At 40.6% G+C, this 20028-nt stretch carries 31 protein-coding genes and 1 riboswitch; of the genes, 14 read left to right on the top strand and 17 right to left on the bottom strand.

From position 1 onward, the window contains the following. Positions 1-86: 86 nt before the first annotated feature. A complete protein-coding gene (locus FZC76_RS14395) occupies positions 87-332 on the top strand; it encodes a spore coat protein (protein WP_148988857.1) in 246 nt (81 codons plus the stop codon). 104 nt (positions 333-436) lie between these two features. Here the strand turns inward: FZC76_RS14395 and FZC76_RS14390 are convergent, their stop codons facing one another. After that, complete coding sequence (locus tag FZC76_RS14390; protein ID WP_148989047.1) at positions 437-1273, bottom strand: undecaprenyl-diphosphate phosphatase; 837 nt, start codon at positions 1271-1273, stop codon at positions 437-439. A 540-nt stretch (positions 1274-1813) separates the two neighbouring features. Here FZC76_RS14390 and FZC76_RS14385 point away from each other — a divergent pair. Continuing rightward, positions 1814-2170: a YciI family protein gene (locus FZC76_RS14385; protein ID WP_148988856.1), complete on the top strand. Its 357-nt coding sequence runs from the start codon at positions 1814-1816 to the stop codon at positions 2168-2170. A 63-nt stretch (positions 2171-2233) separates the two neighbouring features. Here FZC76_RS14385 and FZC76_RS14380 read toward each other — a convergent pair whose 3' ends face one another. Then, positions 2234-2572, bottom strand: a complete 339-nt coding sequence (locus FZC76_RS14380; RefSeq protein WP_148988855.1) for a DUF1048 domain-containing protein — start codon at positions 2570-2572, stop codon at positions 2234-2236. After that, positions 2569-2901, bottom strand: a complete 333-nt coding sequence (locus FZC76_RS14375; RefSeq protein WP_148988854.1) for a PadR family transcriptional regulator — start codon at positions 2899-2901, stop codon at positions 2569-2571. Before FZC76_RS14375 ends, FZC76_RS14380 begins: the two co-directional genes overlap by 4 nt. A 395-nt stretch (positions 2902-3296) precedes the next feature. Between FZC76_RS14375 and FZC76_RS14370 the strand changes: the two genes are divergently transcribed. The 4 genes from FZC76_RS14370 (at position 3297) to FZC76_RS14355 (ending at position 5423) form a co-directional block, all read left to right on the top strand. Next, entirely contained in the window at positions 3297-3794 is a 498-nt protein-coding gene (locus FZC76_RS14370; RefSeq protein ID WP_148988853.1) for a DinB family protein, read from the top strand. A gap of 87 nt (positions 3795-3881) precedes the next feature. After that, positions 3882-4571, top strand: coding sequence for an aspartate/glutamate racemase family protein (locus FZC76_RS14365; RefSeq protein ID WP_148988852.1), 690 nt, complete (start codon positions 3882-3884; stop codon positions 4569-4571). 29 nt (positions 4572-4600) lie between these two features. Then, positions 4601-4987 (top strand): ASCH domain-containing protein, encoded by a 387-nt coding sequence (locus tag FZC76_RS14360; RefSeq protein WP_187442078.1) that lies wholly within the window; start codon positions 4601-4603, stop codon positions 4985-4987. 85 nt (positions 4988-5072) lie between these two features. Further along, the gene (locus tag FZC76_RS14355; RefSeq protein ID WP_148988850.1) at positions 5073-5423 is read left to right on the top strand and encodes a hypothetical protein; all 351 of its coding nucleotides are present in this window, start codon (positions 5073-5075) and stop codon (positions 5421-5423) included. A 53-nt stretch (positions 5424-5476) separates the two neighbouring features. Here the strand turns inward: FZC76_RS14355 and FZC76_RS14350 are convergent, their stop codons facing one another. From FZC76_RS14350 to FZC76_RS14340, 3 genes are read right to left on the bottom strand one after another with little or no spacing between them, the layout of a single operon-like run. Next, on the bottom strand, positions 5477-5725 hold the full coding sequence (locus FZC76_RS14350) for a hypothetical protein (protein ID WP_148988849.1): 249 nt from the start codon (positions 5723-5725) through the stop codon (positions 5477-5479). Positions 5726-5780: 55 nt separating this feature from the next. Then, on the bottom strand, positions 5781-6221 hold the full coding sequence (locus tag FZC76_RS14345; protein ID WP_148988848.1) for a membrane lipoprotein lipid attachment site-containing protein: 441 nt from the start codon (positions 6219-6221) through the stop codon (positions 5781-5783). Positions 6222-6252: 31 nt separating this feature from the next. Beyond that, positions 6253-6687, bottom strand: a complete 435-nt coding sequence (locus FZC76_RS14340) for a hypothetical protein (RefSeq protein ID WP_148988847.1) — start codon at positions 6685-6687, stop codon at positions 6253-6255. Between the two features lie 210 nt (positions 6688-6897). On the opposite strand from FZC76_RS14340, the gene FZC76_RS14335 reads away from it, so the two are divergent. Further along, positions 6898-7734 (top strand): MBL fold metallo-hydrolase, encoded by an 837-nt coding sequence (locus FZC76_RS14335; protein ID WP_148989046.1) that lies wholly within the window; start codon positions 6898-6900, stop codon positions 7732-7734. Between the two features lie 81 nt (positions 7735-7815). On the opposite strand, the gene FZC76_RS14330 is transcribed toward FZC76_RS14335, so the two are convergent. From FZC76_RS14330 to FZC76_RS14315, 4 genes are read right to left on the bottom strand one after another with little or no spacing between them, the layout of a single operon-like run. After that, a complete protein-coding gene (locus FZC76_RS14330) occupies positions 7816-8043 on the bottom strand; it encodes a hypothetical protein (protein ID WP_148988846.1) in 228 nt (75 codons plus the stop codon). Between the two features lie 22 nt (positions 8044-8065). Further along, positions 8066-9310, bottom strand: a complete 1245-nt coding sequence (locus FZC76_RS14325; RefSeq protein WP_148988845.1) for an MFS transporter — start codon at positions 9308-9310, stop codon at positions 8066-8068. Position 9311: 1 nt separating this feature from the next. Next, positions 9312-9959, bottom strand: coding sequence for a TetR/AcrR family transcriptional regulator (locus tag FZC76_RS14320; RefSeq protein ID WP_148988844.1), 648 nt, complete (start codon positions 9957-9959; stop codon positions 9312-9314). A gap of 18 nt (positions 9960-9977) precedes the next feature. Next, entirely contained in the window at positions 9978-11237 is a 1260-nt protein-coding gene (locus FZC76_RS14315) for a glycosyltransferase (protein ID WP_148988843.1), read from the bottom strand. A 785-nt stretch (positions 11238-12022) separates the two neighbouring features. On the opposite strand from FZC76_RS14315, the gene FZC76_RS14305 reads away from it, so the two are divergent. Both FZC76_RS14305 and FZC76_RS14300 read left to right on the top strand, forming a co-directional pair. Next, positions 12023-12352 (top strand): PadR family transcriptional regulator, encoded by a 330-nt coding sequence (locus tag FZC76_RS14305; RefSeq protein ID WP_148988841.1) that lies wholly within the window; start codon positions 12023-12025, stop codon positions 12350-12352. Continuing rightward, complete coding sequence (locus FZC76_RS14300) at positions 12349-13542, top strand: DUF2812 domain-containing protein (protein ID WP_148988840.1); 1194 nt, start codon at positions 12349-12351, stop codon at positions 13540-13542. Before FZC76_RS14305 ends, FZC76_RS14300 begins: the two co-directional genes overlap by 4 nt. Before the next feature lie 63 nt (positions 13543-13605). Here the strand turns inward: FZC76_RS14300 and FZC76_RS23350 are convergent, their stop codons facing one another. The 3 genes from FZC76_RS23350 to FZC76_RS14285 are packed head-to-tail and all read right to left on the bottom strand — an operon-like array spanning position 13606 to position 14503. Further along, positions 13606-13812: a hypothetical protein gene (locus FZC76_RS23350; RefSeq protein WP_222928511.1), complete on the bottom strand. Its 207-nt coding sequence runs from the start codon at positions 13810-13812 to the stop codon at positions 13606-13608. Next, the gene (locus FZC76_RS14290; RefSeq protein WP_148988839.1) at positions 13812-14297 is read right to left on the bottom strand and encodes a hypothetical protein; all 486 of its coding nucleotides are present in this window, start codon (positions 14295-14297) and stop codon (positions 13812-13814) included. Before FZC76_RS14290 ends, FZC76_RS23350 begins: the two co-directional genes overlap by 1 nt. Then, the gene (locus FZC76_RS14285) at positions 14297-14503 is read right to left on the bottom strand and encodes a helix-turn-helix transcriptional regulator (RefSeq protein WP_148988838.1); all 207 of its coding nucleotides are present in this window, start codon (positions 14501-14503) and stop codon (positions 14297-14299) included. The genes FZC76_RS14290 and FZC76_RS14285 overlap by 1 nt, the downstream gene beginning before the upstream one ends. A gap of 170 nt (positions 14504-14673) precedes the next feature. Here FZC76_RS14285 and FZC76_RS14280 point away from each other — a divergent pair, with 170 nt between their 5' ends. After that, positions 14674-14904: a hypothetical protein gene (locus tag FZC76_RS14280; protein ID WP_148988837.1), complete on the top strand. Its 231-nt coding sequence runs from the start codon at positions 14674-14676 to the stop codon at positions 14902-14904. Positions 14905-15194: 290 nt separating this feature from the next. On the opposite strand, the gene FZC76_RS14275 is transcribed toward FZC76_RS14280, so the two are convergent. The 3 genes from FZC76_RS14275 to FZC76_RS14265 are packed head-to-tail and all read right to left on the bottom strand — an operon-like array spanning position 15195 to position 16574. Then, positions 15195-15593, bottom strand: a complete 399-nt coding sequence (locus FZC76_RS14275) for a hypothetical protein (protein WP_148988836.1) — start codon at positions 15591-15593, stop codon at positions 15195-15197. Beyond that, positions 15590-16108: an exosporium protein D gene (locus FZC76_RS14270; protein ID WP_148988835.1), complete on the bottom strand. Its 519-nt coding sequence runs from the start codon at positions 16106-16108 to the stop codon at positions 15590-15592. Before FZC76_RS14270 ends, FZC76_RS14275 begins: the two co-directional genes overlap by 4 nt. Then, complete coding sequence (locus FZC76_RS14265; protein WP_148988834.1) at positions 16098-16574, bottom strand: hypothetical protein; 477 nt, start codon at positions 16572-16574, stop codon at positions 16098-16100. The genes FZC76_RS14270 and FZC76_RS14265 overlap by 11 nt, the downstream gene beginning before the upstream one ends. 201 nt (positions 16575-16775) lie before the next feature. After that, positions 16776-16879, top strand: a riboswitch (TPP riboswitch). 125 nt (positions 16880-17004) lie between these two features. Between FZC76_RS14265 and tenA the strand changes: the two genes are divergently transcribed. Further along, positions 17005-17694, top strand: coding sequence for a thiaminase II (gene tenA, locus FZC76_RS14260; RefSeq protein ID WP_148988833.1), 690 nt, complete (start codon positions 17005-17007; stop codon positions 17692-17694). Between the two features lie 74 nt (positions 17695-17768). Here tenA and FZC76_RS14255 read toward each other — a convergent pair whose 3' ends face one another. Beyond that, positions 17769-18179, bottom strand: coding sequence for a VOC family protein (locus tag FZC76_RS14255; RefSeq protein WP_148988832.1), 411 nt, complete (start codon positions 18177-18179; stop codon positions 17769-17771). Between the two features lie 313 nt (positions 18180-18492). Between FZC76_RS14255 and FZC76_RS14250 the strand changes: the two genes are divergently transcribed. Genes FZC76_RS14250 through FZC76_RS14240 form a run of 3 tightly spaced genes read left to right on the top strand, consistent with a single transcriptional unit; the run spans position 18493 to position 19506 of the window. Beyond that, the gene (locus FZC76_RS14250; protein WP_148988831.1) at positions 18493-18729 is read left to right on the top strand and encodes a hypothetical protein; all 237 of its coding nucleotides are present in this window, start codon (positions 18493-18495) and stop codon (positions 18727-18729) included. 52 nt (positions 18730-18781) lie between these two features. Continuing rightward, positions 18782-18967 carry a hypothetical protein gene (locus tag FZC76_RS14245; protein ID WP_148988830.1) on the top strand — a complete coding sequence of 62 codons (186 nt, stop codon included), beginning with the start codon at positions 18782-18784 and terminating at the stop codon, positions 18965-18967. A gap of 35 nt (positions 18968-19002) precedes the next feature. Beyond that, complete coding sequence (locus tag FZC76_RS14240; protein WP_187442077.1) at positions 19003-19506, top strand: GrpB family protein; 504 nt, start codon at positions 19003-19005, stop codon at positions 19504-19506. The last annotated feature ends 522 nt before the right edge of the window (positions 19507-20028 follow it).

Below are 20028 nucleotides of genomic sequence, written 5' to 3'. Positions count from 1 at the left end.
GCATTCACACATCTTTCTAGGTACAAGTTTATAGACTCCTGTCCCTTGAATAGGATGTAAGGAATAACTTGAGGGAGTGTAGTCTAGTGAACTTTAATTATAATGATCAAAGAAGAATCGTTGGTCGCCCAGGCTTTGGTTTAGGTGGATTCGGTTCTGGCTTTGGTGTCCGTCCGGGTCTAGGATTCGGCCGTCCAGGCTTTGGCTTTGGTGGTATTGGTTTCGGTCTTCCATTTGTAACAGGATTGGCAGCCGGTGCGCTGTTAACACCAAGACCATATCCGTACTATCCATACCCGCCTTATCCATATCAACCATATCCCTATTATTAATGTAACAAAATGAAACAAACCACCCTCTAACAAGGTACTTCATGTCAGAGAGTGGTTTTTGTATTTTTTATTCAAAGTGGGTGGACGTGCTTGTGCGCCTCGACTCAAAAATAAACCAAATAAATAACCAGTGCCAACACAATGCGATAAATAGCAAATGGCACAAGCTTGACTTTATTAATTAATTGCAAGAAGAACTTTATGGAAATTAAAGCGAAAATAAACGAAGTAACAAAACCGGCAGCAAAAAATGGTAAAGCTTCGATAGTGAAGTACTGCCAATTTTTCAGTAAGGACAGTCCGCTCGCTCCAACCATAATGGGCACTGCCATAATAAATGTAAAATCTGCGGCAGCACGATGGCTCATTCCAAGTAGAACTCCGCCAGAAATGGTGGAACCCGACCTTGAAAATCCTGGCCATAAAGATAAGCATTGAATCAGTCCGATGGAAAAAGCCTGCTTATAGGTCATTTGATCAACACTCTGCATTTTCAGCTCTTTTGGACCGAATAGGTCTGCCATAATCATCAATACAGCTCCGATGACAAGTCCAATCAGAACAGTCTCCAGTGAAAATAAGTGTTCGTCAATATAGTCCTCGAATAGTAACCCCAAGAATCCTGCAGGAAGCAGCCCCACCAAAACATGGGTAAGTTTAAGTTGTTTGGAACCCTTTGAGGTAGATTCTCCTCCTCGGAAATGTTTTAACCCGAGCAGTTCTATGAATCTGTTCCTGAAAATTACCACTACTGCCAGAATCGACCCGAGCTGTATGACAATCTTAAATGTGTTGGCTACATACTTACCAAGAAACTCGTTTGATTGTAGGAGCATATCGTCTACAATAATCATATGCCCTGTTGATGAAACAGGAGCAAACTCCGTCAAACCTTCGACAATCCCTAATATGACTGCTTTTAATATGGTAATAAAGTCCATCATCTAGCTCCTTTTTATTTGTGCGATAACCTAATTACTATATTACAAATAATTAGTTTTGAAAATATGAAAAATTTTCAATAGCTTGAGAGATTTTAATCATTTTTGTTATCTCTGGCTACGAACTACATGTCGTAGGTGGGGGAGCCTGTTTTTGCGGCTCCAAGTAGAAGGAAAGATGAGAAATATGCTTGTTTTTAATAAAAAAAAGGCTGTTTTTATGGTGAAAATTTAGGTTCGGACACTTTTCTCCAGTCTTTGGTCAAAATTTGATGGGATATCGAAAGGTTCGGCCAAAATACCAAGGGGTTTGGTCACTTTGTACCAGGGGTTCGGTCAATTGAATTTTTGGTTCGGTCAAAAATTGAAAATCTTTGGTCAACTTTGCGGAAACTTCGGTCAAAAATGCGAAATCTTCGGTCAACTTCGCAAAAACTTTGGACATTTGCAAGATCTGACCAACAATACATCACTTATTTTCAACTTATTTTAGTATGATTGATTTAATTAATGAAGTACATAAACGAAGGGAGAATCCTTATGTTATTCATGCTAATCGTAAAGGCATCAACAAATTCGGAAACAGGAAATCGCCCGAATCCAGAACTCAATGCAGCTATGACGAGGTATAACGAGGAACTAGTCAAAGCAGGCGTGCGAGTCATGGCGAAAGGACTGCATCCAAGCTCAAATGGAATGCGCATTTCTTATCCAGAGCCGGGAGGGGAGCCGATGGTGGAAGAGGGTCCATTTGCTGAACCGAACAACCTGGTTGCCGGGTTTATTTTAATTGATGTGAAGTCAAAAGAAGAAGCTGTTGAGTGGGCAATGCGGATGCCGGATCCTCAAGGATATGGGGAAGGGCAGATTGAATTACGTCAGGTGTTCGAGTTTTAAGTTAAGAGAAGGAGGAGGGGGCAGTCGACAGTGGGTAACCGTTCCTGTCCCCTCAATCCAACGTTACCCTCCGTTCACCGTATCGTTCAATTTCTTTCGATATTTGTCTTTATAAGTTTCCGTATCTTTCACTAGCTCATCGCAAAAAGATGCCACGTCTTCTCCGGTGAGGTCTGTTACTTTTTTCCCTTCTGCTGCACCTTGTTCGAAAAGTTCTAAAATGCCACCGAATATACGACTGCATTCTCTCCAGTCAGTCGGACCTCCAGCAGTCCACATATACTTCTGGATCGCGTAGTAAGCATTGCGGTACACAGCAGGTAGTGCCTTCGCGCGCGCCTCCATTTCTCTCCATTCCTTTTTGTCGTTTAAGCTTCCGATGATTTTTTCTAAAAAGCTCATAGTATCTCTCCTTTTGTTTTAAGTTGGTTGATCTTGCTTGAAACGAACTCCCATTTTCCCCAAAACGTTTTAAGGTGCTCTTGGCCAGCTTCGTTAAGTGTGTAAAATTTTCTCGGCGGTCCTATAGTAGAAGGCTTCTTCTCCATATCCACCAGATTATTTTTCTCCAGACGCATCGTAATGGTGTAAACCGTGCCTTCCACCACATCTGTGAAACCAAGTGCCCGCAGTTGCTGCGTAATTTCATAGCCGTACGTTTCGCCTCGGCTGATGATTTCCAATACACAACCCTCAAGCACTCCCTTCAGCATTTCTGTAATATTATCCAAATCTATCCCACCAATCATGTACTCTGTATTACTTATTACTAGTATATAGTATTACTAATTAGTGGTGCAAGTGGAATTTTGTTTTTTGAAAAAACATTAGAAGAATAACCCAGATGAAATTGGATAGGTGAAAGTGGTAGTTGCTGAGTTATTATAAGTGGAAAGGAAAGACGCCAGGTCCATCACCTGGCATCGATTAAAGCGAACTAGAAAAGGTTGTGAACTCTTTTGAAGTTTACAACGCAAAATAGAAGTGGGTAGGTGTGCTGCCACCTTGTACCAAATTATTTTTGCTTTGTAGGCATTGAGAGAAGCGAATGGTTGGCAGAACGTGGTAGAATTATTTGAAAGGTTGTTTATAAGGTAGAGTTTTTCTAATTTAAGGAGGGAATGGAATGTTTACTTCAGTTAATGATTTTCTAAATGAATGGAAACAAGAAGCAGCTGTTACCCAAAAAGTATTGGATGCGATGACGGATGAATCGTTGAACCACGAAGTTTCCCCAGGATTATACAGTGTTGGAAGCCTGGCTTGGCATATTACAGGATCCGCTTACTACTTTCCCGCTCAGGTTGGTATAAAATTTGAGGTTCCTGATATTCGAAAAGAGACCCCAAAATCGGCTGCTGAAATCAGCGAGACCTACAAAACAATTAGTCAGCGCTTTACACAAGCTTTTTCTGAACAAGTTACAGATGAAACGATGAATAAAATGGTGAATTTATTTGGCGGAGACATGCCATTTCAGGCTGTTTTACGTCTGTTGATTCAACATCAGGCACATCATCGTGGTCAATTGACTGTCCTTATGAGACAGGCAGACTTGAAAGTTCCTGGAGTGTATGGTCCTAGTAAAGAAGAATGGGAAGAAATGAATGCCCAAAAGAGTTGATATCGTCATAATGCAGAAAGCCGGCCTAAGCCGGTTTTTTGCGTTGGCTTATTTCAATCAATGAATAAGGATAATGGAGTGGATAAAATGAAGGTTATTGGTCTGATTGGCGGAATGAGTTGGGAATCTTCTGTTGAATATTATCGGATTATCAATCAAGAGGTTAAAAGGAGGTTGGGGGGATTGCATTCAGCGAGATGTTTATTATATAGTGTCGATTTTCATCAAATAGAACGTTACCAATCAGAAGGCGCCTGGGAAAAGGCCGGGGAAGTGTTAGGTAATGCTGCCCGTTCTTTAGAAATGGGGGGAGCGGACTTTATTGTCATTTGTACCAATACGATGCACAAGGTTGTAGAGGACATCGAGTCAAAAATAACGATTCCCCTATTGCATATCGCAGATGCAACCGCAGCCCAAATCAAGGAGAAAGGTATAAATTCGATTGGATTACTAGGCACAAGGTACACCATGGAGCAAGATTTTTATAAATCTCGCTTGGAGCTGAACGGCATAAAAGTTATTGTACCAAATGAAAAGGAAAGACAGAGCATAAACAAAGTTATTTATGAAGAGTTATGTTTAGGTAACATTCAACAAAAATCAAGGGATTACTATAAACGAGTTATTCAGGGCCTAATCGATTCTGGTGCCAAAGGGATTATCTTAGGCTGTACAGAAATTGGTTTATTGGTAAAACCGGAGGATTCAGATGTTCCTCTATTTGACACAGCATACATCCATGCTTTTGAAGCGGTGAATATGTCATTAGAATGAGAAATGTGGAAGAATTAGGGGTGGAAGAAATGAAAAAAATGACGTTATGGGGAAGAGATGAACAGGACGATAGATTGGTTTTAGAAGTAATAAGAGGAGAGAAAACCGCGACATGTACACCAAAAGTTTGGTATTATGACTCCCCGGAAGAACTACCTACGGAAGTAGGGGATCTCGTTACGGTACATGATCAACAGGGAAACCACAGGTGTACCATCAGGATTACCGAAAATTATGAAATACGCTTTGGGGATGTTGACGAGAGGATTGCAAAAGCGGAGAACTCCAATTCAGTAGGAGAGTTTGGTAAAGACCACATCGTTAGCTGGAAAGAAGCGTTACGACAAGAGGGTATTGGATTAGATGATGATACGATTATAGTAGTAGAGCATTTCGAGTTGGTGGAAGAGAAGTAGGGACAGGCACCGTGGCCCGATTTAGATTCAAGTTATTTTTAGGGGTGATATTATTCCATTTCATAAGTTATTGGTGATAGTAGTTATGGTTTTATTATTAATAGCCTGTAAAGACGCCAATGTGGATAATCCCACTGCGAAAGAAATCTTATCTGAAAATAGGGATGCAGACATTATCCAACTGGACGGCTTAATTTACTCAAGAAACATAGATGAAAACAGGGAGAGTGATTTTGTCAGGGGGGATAAGATAGGGGAAATACTGGAGCAAACAACAAAAGCTTGGTGGTTCCGGGACCTTTACGCAAGTAAGCTACCAAAAGGAACAGAGATTTTTTCAACAGAGAAGGAATACATACAGGAAGATGCTCCGATGGTGATTTTAGTGGAAATAGACGGGGAGTTAATGGAATATCATGTTTTAGTTGAGGGATAGTAGGCACGAGTCTAGTGAAAAATTGGGTCGCCGTGCCTGTCCCTTTAGCACCACTACACCATCAAATAGTCAAAGGAAATACCAAATAGAATGATTCCAACACCCAAACTAAAATGAACCTTTTTTTCGTTTACTCTTGTCTTTTCTAATAGTGTATAGATAATTCCAATTAGGCCAAGAAAGATAACACTATTAATGAGATAAGAAAGATTCGTAAAAATGAGGTGATGAAACATTTGAACAAATCCAGAGATAACTCCAAAACTACACAAAAGAAGAGGAATTCTTAATTTCCAATACATCGTATCACCAAGCTTTCTTAAAAGATTCTATGTGGACCATGGGGACATTCCCTTTTTATTCTTCTTTGTCTCCTGAAATTGAACGAAATGACGCCTCATCTCCATTATGAAAGAGCTTAACTCCTTCGTACTCTTGGTTTAGGTTCACCTTATAGATAATACTATGTATCGATGATGTACTTGAAATATCAGGCGTTTTTTCACTATTATACAATAAGTGTAACGTATCCTCCTGGCTTTCTACATCAAAATCAGTAAAGGTCTCTGCGTGATCACCTTGTGCAACATTAGACGCATTTAAATACACAAACATGGAGTTATTCTCCTCATCAAAGTAAAGATGGACACCGTTTTCCTCTCTCACACTCTGAAAATAGGACTGTATCTCCTCACTTAAATCTTCTGGATCTACATTTAAATAGGACAACGTAGAGGCGGAATAACTACACCCAGTTAAAATCGCATAACTAAACAGCACGATTATTATTTTCTTCAAAATCATTCCTCCGGTTTCTAAAATAAGTCTCCTACATAAATGCTAAAAGAAAAGAAATCCCCCAACTCCCAACAAAAAAGATCAAACTTGAAATGAAGTATAAACTCATTTCAGGGGAACTGGCTGCTTCATACTGATGTTCATAATCGTTATTGGTAAGAAATTTTGCGACAGTTCCTTGTGAATTAGTGCTGGCCTTACTTGTAATGTTGGTAATCCAGCCTAACCCAAACAGACAGAGGCTGGAGATGAAAATAGTATCAATGAACTTCCAGTTTCCGAGTAAACTGATGACATAGGTGCCGCTTATCATTAATGAAAGTAAAATAAGAATGACCGTGGTATTAAGGTATTTAGGTTTAATATGTTTTTGTAAAACTTTGCTGATATAGTCAATTGAAAGAGCTGCTAGCGTAAAAAGAATTAACAGGATAATCGTAAAAACCACACTATAGTAATAATGCATTCCCCCACCTCCAAAGTAACTTCAAATTGGTATATCTCTTCTACGTTTTGATTTGAGTAAGGTTCCAATAATTCCATAATTATATAAAAAGTGGGTCGCTGTGCCTGTCCCCTGGCTTCTCCCCTCGACTCCTCTCCACCAAAAAAATGTTTATCCCCCATCCGCTTAACAGATACTATCCACGTACATAAAGAATAGGAGTGTTAAATGATGGATCAAGACATGAACTATAGCCAAGACAACAAGTTTATACCTGTGACCTCGGTCTCGGCACATAACGGGGAACAGGTTACCGAGGATTTGTATTACTACACGAACCAAGTGGTGAATATTTGCATCCATGGAAACTCAGAGGGCTGGGTGCTGATTGATACAGGCATGCCGAAGTCCGCGCGAGAGATCCTTTCCGTTGTGGAGAACCATCTAGGAAAAGGGGCCCGACCAACAGCAATCATTTTAACGCACGGTCATTTCGATCATGTCGGGGCATCGGTGGAGCTAGTGCGGCATTGGGAGGTTCCAGTGTATGCGCATGAGCTAGAGCTTCCGTACCTAACTGGCAAAAGCGATTATCCAGAGCCGGATCCGAGTGTGGAAGGTGGGCTCGTTGCGAAAGTTTCTTCTTATTTTCCGAACGAATCAACTGATCTTAGCGGGCATGTCCATGCATTACCTGAGGATGGGACTGTACCGGGTATGGAGGATTGGAGCTGGATTCACACGCCAGGTCACTCACCTGGGCATGTGTCCTTGTTTCGCGAGACAGACCGCACACTCATTGCAGGGGATGCTTTTGTTACCGTGAGGCAGGACTCCCTTTATAAGGTGATTGTCCAAAAGCAGGAAGTTTGCGGCCCTCCACGGTATTTTACAACAGATTGGAACCAGGCATGGGAGTCAGTAAAAAAACTGGAAGCATTAAAGCCGCGTTTAGCCGTCACCGGGCACGGCACTTACATGGAGGGGGAGAAGCTTGCTGAGGGGTTGTCAAAACTTGTGCAAGAGTTTAAAGCCGTCGCCATCCCGGACTATGGAAAATATGTATAACTAAAGGATTGAGAATGGGGCAGGATCATGCTCGTCATCTTTTTATCCTTGCATGCAGGTGAACTAAACTCACCTGCATGTTTAATGCTTTTTCTTCATGCTCTTCAACAGAAGGGGAAGTGCAATAAGGATAAGCATATACTTTATATATGGTTGTGCTTTTTCTTGGAAGCTTCCTATCGTTTTAATGGAATCGTCAATGGGTATGCCTCCGGCTAGGTTTAACAGGATAAATCCTCCGCCTCCTATAAGCGCGATACCAATCGGAATCGCTATGGCGGAGATGATGAGTAGTAATATTTTTTTCAACAAAGTATCCTTCTTCCTTTCTTTAACCAGCTAGTTCCTCTGATAATCTCTTACTATAAAGCTGCTTCACTACTAAACTAATGAAAAGGGTCAAGATTCCCACACCAAATATAAGAAGATAGATTTGAGAAGAGAATCCGTCGACTAGGAAGCCGAATAGCATTTGCCCAATAGGGACAGCGGTTGTTCCTGCAGTGATTTGAATGGCCATGACTTTTCCAATCAGGTGGCTAGGGGTTTCTTCTTGGATCTTGGTATTAATAAAGATGTTAACTACCGTCAAGGCAAACATAACGAGCATGGAACTAAACGTTACAATCAAGTATTTGACAAACGGGCTGGAAATGAGTCCGCTAGTTCCGGCAGCCATGGCGAAATAAACGACGGCACAACCTATAATCCAAAGATATAAATTGCTTACCTTTATCTTGCCTTTTAACATACCGATCGTCATCGCGGAAAAAATGATGCTCAAGGAAATGCCGGACTGCGTAAAACCAAAGTAGGTGTCTGGCATGCCGAACAATAGTTTAACCATATAAGGCAGACCCACAAAGAACATAGGTGCGATAAACAAGCTGACTATAAAAGTGACGATAATACTTTTTAAAATAAATCGATTATCATGAATAATGTACATAAGTCCTTGTTTAATATCGGATACAACCATCTTTACTAGTGGCTGAGGGGGGCTTTTTTCAAAAGGTATTTTGATGCATACTTCCATGATAGCTGCAAAAAAGAAACAAATCGCACTGACAATGACAATAGCTTCAATACTCACGAAGCTATACAAGACACCACCGACAATGGGACCGATAAAGTTAGAAATGGACATGACGCCAGAAATGACACCATTGCTTTTCAAAAGTAACTCTTTCTCAACAAGTAATGGGATACTTGATTGCACGGCAGGCTGATACATCGCACTGATTAAAGTTAGGGCTGTCATCAGAAGTGCGATGGATACAACGGTCACATTGCTGCTAACGAGAATGATGGCAAAGATGGCGATGAGTGTACCGCTGATTACATCAAGTGTCACCATCATCTTTTTCTTATGAAAGCGGTCCGCGATGGCTCCCCCAATTGGTGAAATAAAGATAGTCGGGATGATGGATAGAGCCAATATCGTACCGAAAATAGTAGCTGAACCTGTCAAATCAAGGATATAAAGGGAAAGGGCAAATCGGAGGACAGATGCTCCGAACATGGAGATAACCTGCCCCACTACCATTAACTTGAAATGACGATTGAATTCTCTCATGTTACTCCCCCGCTAAAAGTTTTTGGAGTGCAGTCGATAATACGTTTATTTGCTTGCTGATTTGTACATTGATTTCCTCTGATGCCTTAAGAGAAAGGTCTGGTTGATGCATGAGTCCAGTCATGTACACCTCAATCAAGGTTAATATTTCTTCCTTTTGCATAGTGGTCTTAAACGTGCCATTCTCTATCTGTTCGGCTAAAAATAATGCAAAGGACGTTTGGAGATATTGAACATTGGACACTTCATTTAGTTGCCCCTTCACCAATTCCAATCGTTGTGGATCTTTGGAATAAAGGGAAATAAGCTCATAATAAATGGAACCATCTGTTGTAATGGAAGACTTGATGTGTTCCCCGATGACATGAAGAAAATCGTCCAGCTTCTTAAAAGGCGTCTCCTTACTTTGAAAAATGGCATCTACTTTTTCCTTCATGGAAGAAGTCAAGGTTTCCTGATTTAAAATAAAGACAAATACTTCATCGATATTAGCGAAATACTTATAAACGCCACCCTGACTCATTCCAGATTCCAAGACAATATCCCTCATTGCAACCTCATAGACGGGCTTTCTGTTGCATACACGCTTTGCTGCTTCTACTATTTCTGCTTTTTTTCGTTCTGCATGTTCTGGTTTAACTTTTGGCATGGAAGCCACCTCTTTCTTTTATGGTTGATAATTTTTGATGATTTCAACGATTAGTTGGGCCGCCTTTTGAGCACCATTTTCGGCTAGCACCTTTTTGCCCAATTGCCTTGCATTTTCTTGAACAGAATTTGTCTGAGTGTATCGAATGGCAGCGGTGAGTTTCTCTCCCGTTAGTTCTTTTCTAGGGATGGCCTTTGCTCCAACACCCAACTCATTCATCCTTCTGCCCCAAGCAAACTGGTCATTTCCGAACGGAATGATGACTTGTGGTACGCCAGAACGTAAAGCGGCAGCTGTCGTCCCTGCACCACCGTGGTGGACAACGGCAGACATATATGGAAAGAGCCATTCATGCGGCACACTTTTCACAAAGAAGACATCCTTTGTATTTGCTCTTTCTTCCATTCCACCGCCTGCATTGATGATGGCTCGCTTGCCTGTTGCACGCAATGATTCAAGTACCATGTCCGTCGATTCTTTCGCGCGCTTCTTATCACCAACGCTTCCAAACCCGACATAGATTGGCGCATCACCATCTTCTAAAAATTTTTGCAACTCTTCTGAAGGCTGGTAGTCCTTTTGATCTTCTATAAACCAATTCCCAAAAGAATGCACATGCTCCGGCCAATCTTTGGGAACAGGAAAGACGCTCGGACTTAAGGAAACGATAGTCGGGTTATTCTTTGTCCGCTGCTTCGGATAGGGATTAGTGAATCCCTCTGGCAGCTTGCCATACTTCTCTGTCCAATAACGCTTAAACCCTGTATTGGCCATCTTCCAAAAACCCTTTTCAAAGACAAGGTGTGTCAGCTTATTGGAAAGCTTCCCAAGCCGCACCTTGTCATAAAAAATAATTGCAGGATATTCATTTGTCGGAACCATAGGGAAGGGAGAGGCAAGTATGCTTGGAATTCCCATCTCTTTCGCCACAAAATAACCAAGTGGCGAACCTGGATGATAAACAATAGCATCCGCACCCTCGCACGCTTTATGCTGATCCGCCTGAGCACCGACCATCAAATCCATCAGGTCATCATTCTTCAAGCTTGAGAAAAATTTAAAGGGATTATCCGCTTCCTTTACCACACCACTCTCAATAATTTTGGCGACATCTCCTCGAATCTTTGCATATTCAAATCCGTAGCTTTCCACAAGCCCTTGATAGGACTCAGAAGCGGCAATCCTAACATCCATTCCAAGCTTTTTCAGTTCTAATCCAAGTGCAATATATGGCTGGGTATCTCCGCGAGTACCACTTGCTAACATCGTAACCAACATGTATAAACAACCTCCTGTGAGATGTAAAATTATTTTAGCGACAACGTTGTCGTTTTTATTGTATGACATGTTAATGTTGGAGTCAATATAAAAATGACAGTGTTGTCGTTTTGATGGATTCTTCTATTATTGAGGGAAGGGGAGAGGGTGTTAATCTATGTTGGAGGTGGGAGTGTTATTTTCCTGTTGAATGAAAAAATAAGCTGTTTTTGATAAAAAAATGCCTGTTTTTGCTTAGGTGAATTGGGTTCGGACAATTTTCAGCACCTTTCGGACAATATATGTTGCTATAAACGATAGGTTCGGACAAGATATCCAAGGGGTTTGGACAACTTTTAACAGGTTGAATTTTTGGTTCGGTCAACTTCTTGAAAACTTCGGTCAACTTTCCAAAATCTTCGGTCAAAATCGCAAAATATTTGGACAACTTTGCGAAAACTTCGGACATTTAACAAAAAGGCATATATCAACCGGAAAACTTGCCCCTGTAGGTTGTCTGTCTTTCAATTCTTCTAGCATAACAAAATTTAAACAAACGTTGGTTTAAACGAAAAATCATCATTGTAATAAAAGGCTCTAAATCCATTCGTCAAAGCTCAACCATTTTCGCATCCTATATTAAAATAATACCTTCCAATCCATTCAACAACTCCCCACCCAAACTGGGTCTCCGTGCCGGTCCCCCTAATCCAAAAAATCCCTTGCGCAAATATGTCGCATCGTGATATAGTCAAACTACGACATATGTCACAACGCGACATACTCGAAAATCAGAGGTGACCACAATGGATCTAACCAAGATTATAAAAAAATACATACCCATGACAGAAACCGCATTCTACATCTTACTGTCCTTAACAGAGCCTCGGCACGGTTATGGCATCATCAAACATGTTGAAGAAATCTCAAGCGGCCGTATCCGTTTAGGCTCCGGCACTATCTACGGAACGCTGACAAAGATGCAAAAGGATGGAGTCATCACCGTGTTCGCGGATGCGGAGCGAAAAACGGTGTACGAAATCACCGATAGTGGGAAAGAACTGATCACCGCAGAGATCACACGACTAAAGGAGCTTCACGGAAATGCATTGAAGTACGAGGGGGAATTTAAATGAAAACGGTCACCAAACCATTATGGAGCTATGATATACAAAAAACAGAGCAATGGCTCACCGATCAGGCAAAGGCAGGCTATCATCTAAAAGAACTGCACCGTTTCAAACGTCGCTTCATATTCGAAAAGGCCCAACCAAAAGACGTCACCTACCGAATCGGCTACGATAAAATAAAACCCGCAACACTTTCCAACACGATGCACAACGATGGCTGGGAAAAAGTCACCCAAAGCGGCAAGTGGTATGTAATCGCAAATGAAAAACCCAAGGCAGAAGTGACCACTTCCACCAGTCGAGACGCCATCATCAAGCGCAACAATTTGATCTTTTACGCCTTCATGGCCATACTCATCTACATAACAGGCGCAACCCTTGCAAACGTGGCCCTCATCACCACCGCCACCATTGCAAGCGACGGCAACGTGGAAGTAGTGGAAAGCCCACTCTGGATTATCACTTACATTGGCGCAGCACTAGTAGCCGCCTTTTACATGTTCATGATCTACTCTGTTTGGAAAATAAAGAAGACTAACAACGCGCTATCACAAGAGAGCCAAACAACCTACAAGCTCCAACACACCCTAGAAAAGAAAAACCTAACCAAAGCAGAGGAAAAGCAAATGAAGCGGGATGGCATCATCTTCAAACGGCGCAAGTTCGGCTGGATGTACTCACCGGACAAACTGGAACACTGGCTGGAACTAATGGCAGCAGAAGGAAACCGCCTTCATCGCGTCAACAGACTAGGCACCACCTTCTACTTCCGAAAAGGCGAAACGCAACAAGTCAAATACAGTGCAGACTATCAGAATCTATCGAATGACAGCTATTACGAGATTCATAGACAAGCAGGTTGGAAGAACGAATTCAGCTCCAAGGGTGCCCTTCAAAAGTGGACGATCTGGAGCAAGGAATATGCAGAAGGCGAGACACCACCAGCCTTGTACAGCGACAAAACACACAAGCTTAAACAAGCCAAGAAAGTGGCCTTTTCTTATACAGTTCTATTCTTGCCATTGGTGCTAATGTACCTCTTCATTGCCAGCGTGAACATTGGCTACATGTTTCGAAAAGAAGAGGCCTGGACTTTACAAGATACCAATACCATCATGTTTTTCATCTGTATCCTCGTGTTTGGGTCATTCATCACAAAGACTTGGATGTATTATATGAGGTTAAGGAGAGCTTGAAAATAGAGGCATAAAAAATGACCATTAGAACCCACACGGTTTTAATGGTCATTTTAATAGGTGCTATTCCTTTTTCATAATCCCTGCTGCCTGAAGCTTCGCCAATAGTTCGTTAAAGTCTGCGACTAACTCAGGTAGGGTGGTTGCCGTAGAGTCAGCTTGGTGCTCGATTTGAAAACTAACCTCATCGGGTTGGATCTTAACGAGCGTTCCTAAACCTGGTATCAACTTTTTCGCCTCGTGTGCCATAGTAGTCTCCTCCTTTTTCATCAAATTTCCTCATTGCTTTTTTCAGGTGTCAATGCAAATATTATCCCAATGGTACTTGGTGGAACGCTGGCAAGCAGGAACATCCAGATGCCGGTGGTAATAGATAGGATTCCAAAACAAATAACGGACAAGGCCACAATGAAAATCCCAAATTTGACTTTAGAAGCTTTCAAAGGCTCTTCCATATTCATATTAATGGACAAGATCACGCCTGTAATCCCCCAGCTGGCAAAATGAACAAGCATGATGACACCCAATACCATGGCAGCCTTTAATTCCATTCCGAACATGATTAAAGTGAATAGGATGTACATGGAAGCAAGGCTGAAGAACCAAGAAATGGCTCGTGCCTTTTGCCAAATATGGTCATGCAGTTCGTCTAACCCACGCTGCTTTTTGGCCATATGGCGGCCAAACCACCAAGCTAATATGCCTATCGCAGCTCCTCCATATAATCCGACCAACCCGCCAATTTGTACAGCCATTATTTCTCTCCCCCTTCTTCTAAAATAAAGACCTCTTCAATGATGCAATCGAATACTTTTGAGATGTTGTATGCTAGTTCGAGTGATGGATTGTACTTTCCCGATTCAATCGCAATGATGGACTGTCTCGAGACGCCTACCTGTAAGGCCAGGTCCTCTTGCGTCATCTTCGCAGCCTTGCGAAGATCCTTAATCCGATTTTTCAACTTTTCCACACCTCCGATTATTTTTGTAAAGCTAGCTTTACAATCGGTTGTAAGTAAAGCGTACTTTACATTTCACTAAATGTCAAGGGTGCTTTACAAAAAGGTGATTGACGTACAAGAGGACTCCGATATAATTATGGTTATTATTGGATATAAAACAGGGAGACAATATGAAGAGAAAAATCATCATAGGATTTTTAATAGTGGCAGTAATTTCCGTCGTATCTTTTAAACTATTTCAGAATTCTACAAGTAACATCAACCCAGAAGTAATAACAGATTTAGTGGGAACCATCTATTTTACAGAAAGAGTGGATGAGGTTCTTACCTTGTTCAAATCAGATGCTAGCCTGCAAAATAAAACATTAGTTTACAGCCATAAAGGCAAGGGCAACGACTGATTCGGAAACTATAATGATAATATATAGGGTTTCGTTATGATAAGGCCGAGGAAACGGTTTATTTCATTGCGATGGATAACTGGTCTTGGAGTTTGTTCTCCTCTTGTCTACCTTGGAGAGCGCGGAGTTTGTGGATGCGGATAAGATTCAGTGGGTGGTGGACTAGCATACCGTATTCGCTTCACAAAGGTAAATTTCTTCATAAAATAAATATGGTGTGAAGATTTCAGATCCTCACACCATATTCGAAGTTAATGAAAATTTAGAGGAGACCATCGCCCCTGTCCCCTCTACCCACAGTCTATACAGAATGTCTTCTGGATAAATACTTCGGCAGCAGCTTCGCGTTGGCCTACTTCGTCGTTGAAGCGAATGGCGAGGAAGCGGAAGTTTTCTACTTGGAATGCACGGGTGTTGCCTTCATTAAAGAATTCAGATCCCTGTACCTCTTCAATGATTGGAATAAAACTGTCTTCTGTGAAGATGAACACTTGAAGTGGGAATGGAGGGAAGGCGCCGACGCCAATAGATGTAATCTGGATGAGCGTCTTATTATGGTTATCGGTTTCATCAGAAAAGATGATTTCTGTTTGATTTGGACGAAGGGGAAAAAGAGCTGGAATATTCCCGTTTTGATCTATCCCATTTCCTTGTACAAAGTGGCTCTCAATATGAGTTTGTTTTTTCACAAAGAATGACCTCCTCTTCCTTTGCAGCAAATGCAAAATGTTTTTTCGATATATACTCGTAATACGCTTGGGCTATCCAATACATTAGAAACCGTAAGACGAGTGAAATTCTCCACCTGAACACCTCTAGGAATTCCTATAAATCCAGGTCCAATAGAGTTTGTCTGTAATCGCACCTCAATGGGTTCTAGTGAATCTCTAGTATAAATCCTTACATCTAACACACTAAATGTATTATCTAGTGGAGAAGGTTCTACAGAAAGCTGCAAGAAAGTTTTGTTATGGTTGTCCGTATAATCTTCAAAAACAGTGAACTCTTCGGCATCTCCAGCTACATTAATAGAAAGAGGGATGTTCCCAGTAAGACCTTGTCCGTTTCCTCTCACCTTATGTGTTGCAACTTCGCAAGAGTTCTCTTTGCAAGGATGTTTTGTTCCTCCATTATCTCTTGTTTGCTGTTGATTAGAAGTTAGTGCCACTATACAATCGCATTGGTAGTGATGCCTACAGCTCATTATTCATTTCTCCTTCCGAACAAGATATGCAAAATGTTTTTTGTAAATAGAAACTAATTTCTCGCTGGAACGATGATGGTAGCGTAGTAAGTTGCACAGATATCCGTCGAACGTTCTCAAACTGAAAGGATCTTGCTTGTGAGAGAGGGATAGTATATTCAAGGGGTTCTTCCGAATCATCTGTAGTCACATTTACTAGTAAACTTACTTGACCATCAATTTCGCCTGTTGAAAAGGTGCGGATTTGGAAGAAGGTTTTATTGTGGTTTTCTGTAAAATCCTCAAATAGTATACTTTCATCAGAAGTTACGAGAAAAGTAATAGGGATATTACCTGTTTCGTTTTCTCCAAACCCCTGATACGTATGGGTTTCGACAAAGTGCTTTGCAGGGAGTGTCCGACTATCACTGGTTGACTGGCCCCGCAGATCTGTTAATTCGCTTTTAAAACTATAGTTCCTAATCAAAACTAATTCCTCCTATCATTAATTTAACTAGCACTATATACTATGTTTTAATCATAGATAGTGTTCCAAAAATGATAGAAAGTACAGTATTTTAATAGAGTTGTTAATAGCAATTCTAGTATGGAATAGAGAGTAGACAACAATTAGAATGAAACAAAAACACTTGGAATAAATATCAATATGTTGTAAAATATTCATATGAATATCCACTAGGGGAGCCAATTGGCTGAGACGGAGCTTTACGCGACGGACCCTTTGAACCTGATCTGGGTGATACCAGCGGAGGAAAGTGGCGCATTGAGTTTAGTACGTGTATATTCTCAAGCTCCTCTTTCCCGTGGAAGAGGAGCTTTTTTCATTATTTAATAGTTTCGTTCTTCTATGGGAAAAGGTGGGTATTCTCCTAAAAAATTTTGAGGAGGAATACGACATGAAGTTTTCTGAGCAGTTACGAAGAGAGGCAGATCCGATTTTTCAGGCAATCTTTGAACACCCGTTTGTAAAAGGTATTGGGGAAGGGAATGTACCAAAAGAGGCGCTTATTCATTATGTAGAGCAAGATTTTGAATATCTATCTACGTTTTGCAGAATTTATGGGCTGGCGGTTTCTAAATGCACCGACCGCAAAGATATGGAATTTTTCCAACAACAGATAGGGTTTGTGCTAAATTCTGAAGTACATCCACACAATAATTTTTGTGAAGTGGCAGGCGTACGTTATGAAGATTTACAAAAAGCTCCACTTGCCCCGACTGCCCACCACTATACACGACATATGATGGAAGCAGCAGCAAACGGGACATTAGGAGAAACACTTGCTGCCTTAGCCCCTTGCCCATGGACATATTGGGAAATTGGGAAAAAGCTTATTCAAGAAGTGAAACCTACACCTGATCATCCTTTCTATCAATGGATTATGTTCTACGGAAACAGGGAAGTGACTTCGATTACACAAGTTTTCATGGACAAGATTGATGTTTGTGCATCAAAAGCAGGTGAAGAAGAAAAGCAACGTATGCGAGACCACTTCATCACTAGCGCACAATTAGAACATCAATTTTGGACCATGGCTTATACGCAGGAAAAGTGGCCTGTTGCTTTGGATTATATGAAGGTTTAATGATATAAAGGCTAAATTATACTAAGAATGCAGGCAATCATAATGATTACCTGCATTTTATCGTCTATGTTTCATTATTGCAGTGCAGCTTGATCCATGTAAAAGAGTTCCCAAAGGTGACCGTCTATATCTTGAAAGCTCCAACCATACATAAAGCCGTGATCCTGTGGTTCTTTTGACGGCTTTCCACCAGATTCCAAAGCAGCATGGACAATTTTATCCACTGTTTCCCTACTATCAACAGATAAAGCGATGATTGCTTCAGTTGATACGGTAGAATCTGCAATTTCCTTACCGGTAAACGTCTTGAAATGGTCCTCCGTTAATAACATCGCATAACTATGATCATTGATAACCATACATGCTGCTAATTCATTTGTGAACTGTTGATTAAATTCAAAACCCAGACCAGAGAAAAATTCTTTGGATTTACTTAAATCTTTAACTGCCATATTAACGAAAACTTTATCGGCTTGTACACGCATAACATCCACCTCATTATTAAATATTTTAAATCTACATTTCGCTAGCCTATCCTGCAATTCCTCTGAAAAAATTGAGCTTAACATATTTGTAATAATGATAGGAGGCTACTAATTAGCGTTCATTTTTATTTTAGTAAAGGGCTTCATTAGTGTCCTGTAACAACGATTAGCGCTTGTTCTATGTACCTACTTAAATGAAGAATTATTCATTGTAGGAATCTATATATTATGAAATAATTGGTATTAATTAACATGATAAATTACATTTAATACATAATATTTACAGATACATAGAATACTAGGAGGCTTTACGTTGTACATAATACTATCCATTTTTCTGACCATTATCTTAGGGAGTGTATCACTCATGATGGGGCCAGTGGCAGGCAGTTTGCTGGCATTCGGAATTATTGCAGGCATTTTACTTGAAGGTCTGTTCCTTCTAAAAGAAATACACAAAAGGCTCACCAAAGATGAACCCGACTACGATCCAGTCAAAGAAGCTTATGAAAACTATTTGAAAGAAAAAGAAAGCAAAGTTCAAGGATAAGGGAATGCACAGCAAAAAAAGGATCACGGTGCCTGTCCCCTTGGAGGTGTCTATGAAAAAATACGGTTTGTCCTTTATTACATTCTTTGCTGCAGCATATATCGTTTTAGTTGTGTTGGGAGTGGGAGAAACTTTCACCAAAGGAATTCATGTTTTCATCTTATATATTATTGTCACCACCATTGACTGGATGTGGGATAACTCCCAAAAACCATTCAAAAAGAAAAGGTCTGAATAATGTTTAAGTTGGATAGGTATAAGGAGTGCAATCCTGTGAGAAAGACCAACATTCACTCATGGACCAAAGAATGGGCAATGGCATATGAACAAGAACAGAAACTGTTAAAAGAAATCCTGAAAGATGAATTGGTCGATATCTTTCACATCGGAAGTACATCTGTACCGACAATAGGTTATGCCAAACCCATCATTGATATTTTGATTGTGGTAAAAGAAATTGAAAAGGTTGATCGGTACAATGAAGCGTTACAAAAAGTGGGGTATGAACCGAAGGGCAAGAACGGGATAGCAGGGAGAAGGTACTTCCCAAAAGGCAGGCAAAACAGAACACACCATGTACATATCTTTCAGGTCGGAAATGAACATATACAAACACATCTGGATTTCAAAATGTATCTAATGGCACACCCTGATGATGCAAAAGCATATGGAGAAATGAAACTTAAATTAGCAAAGCAGTTTCCAGATAACCACCATATGTATCAAGAGGGGAAGCAGGAGTTTGTGTATGAGTTAGTGGAGAGGGAGAGGAGTTAAGTAGTTGAATGATTTGTTACATAATATCAAAGAAGATTTGCAGGATAAATGCAGAGTCTTCAAAATTCTTTCTACACTCTAGGATGGTTCTCTTGAAGAACAACACTGTTTCCAATTCATCTTCTCGATCTTTTAAGAGATTTAACTGTATTGCTACTTACTGCAAATTCAACTTATGCGTTTCCTTAAGCAGTTCTAAGATTTCTGCATACTGTGGTATCTAAATTACTATATTATATTGGATTAAAGCAGAAAGAGTAATTTGAGATATTAATGGAAGTGGAATACATTCTATTTCTCAAAACGGAACTCTTACTTATAATTGTTGACGCCCCAATACATTTATTTTCTTTCAAAATTTTGAATAAGTATTATAACAGACCGGCAGTATCTCCTCCGAGGATGACTAATATGTCATAATCACTTACTAAGCACTTTTCCACCTTTAGATTCACTTTAATACTGAACTTTCCACTATAGTATCTTCCTTATTAAGAGATGTCTTACATTCGTCATCACAAA

The organism is Sutcliffiella horikoshii (assembly GCF_008180725.1).
Taxonomy (GTDB): domain Bacteria; phylum Bacillota; class Bacilli; order Bacillales; family Bacillaceae_I; genus Sutcliffiella_A; species Sutcliffiella_A horikoshii_B.
The sequence above is the reverse complement of the archived record's forward strand: the minus strand, read 5'-3'. Positions and strand labels throughout refer to the sequence as shown.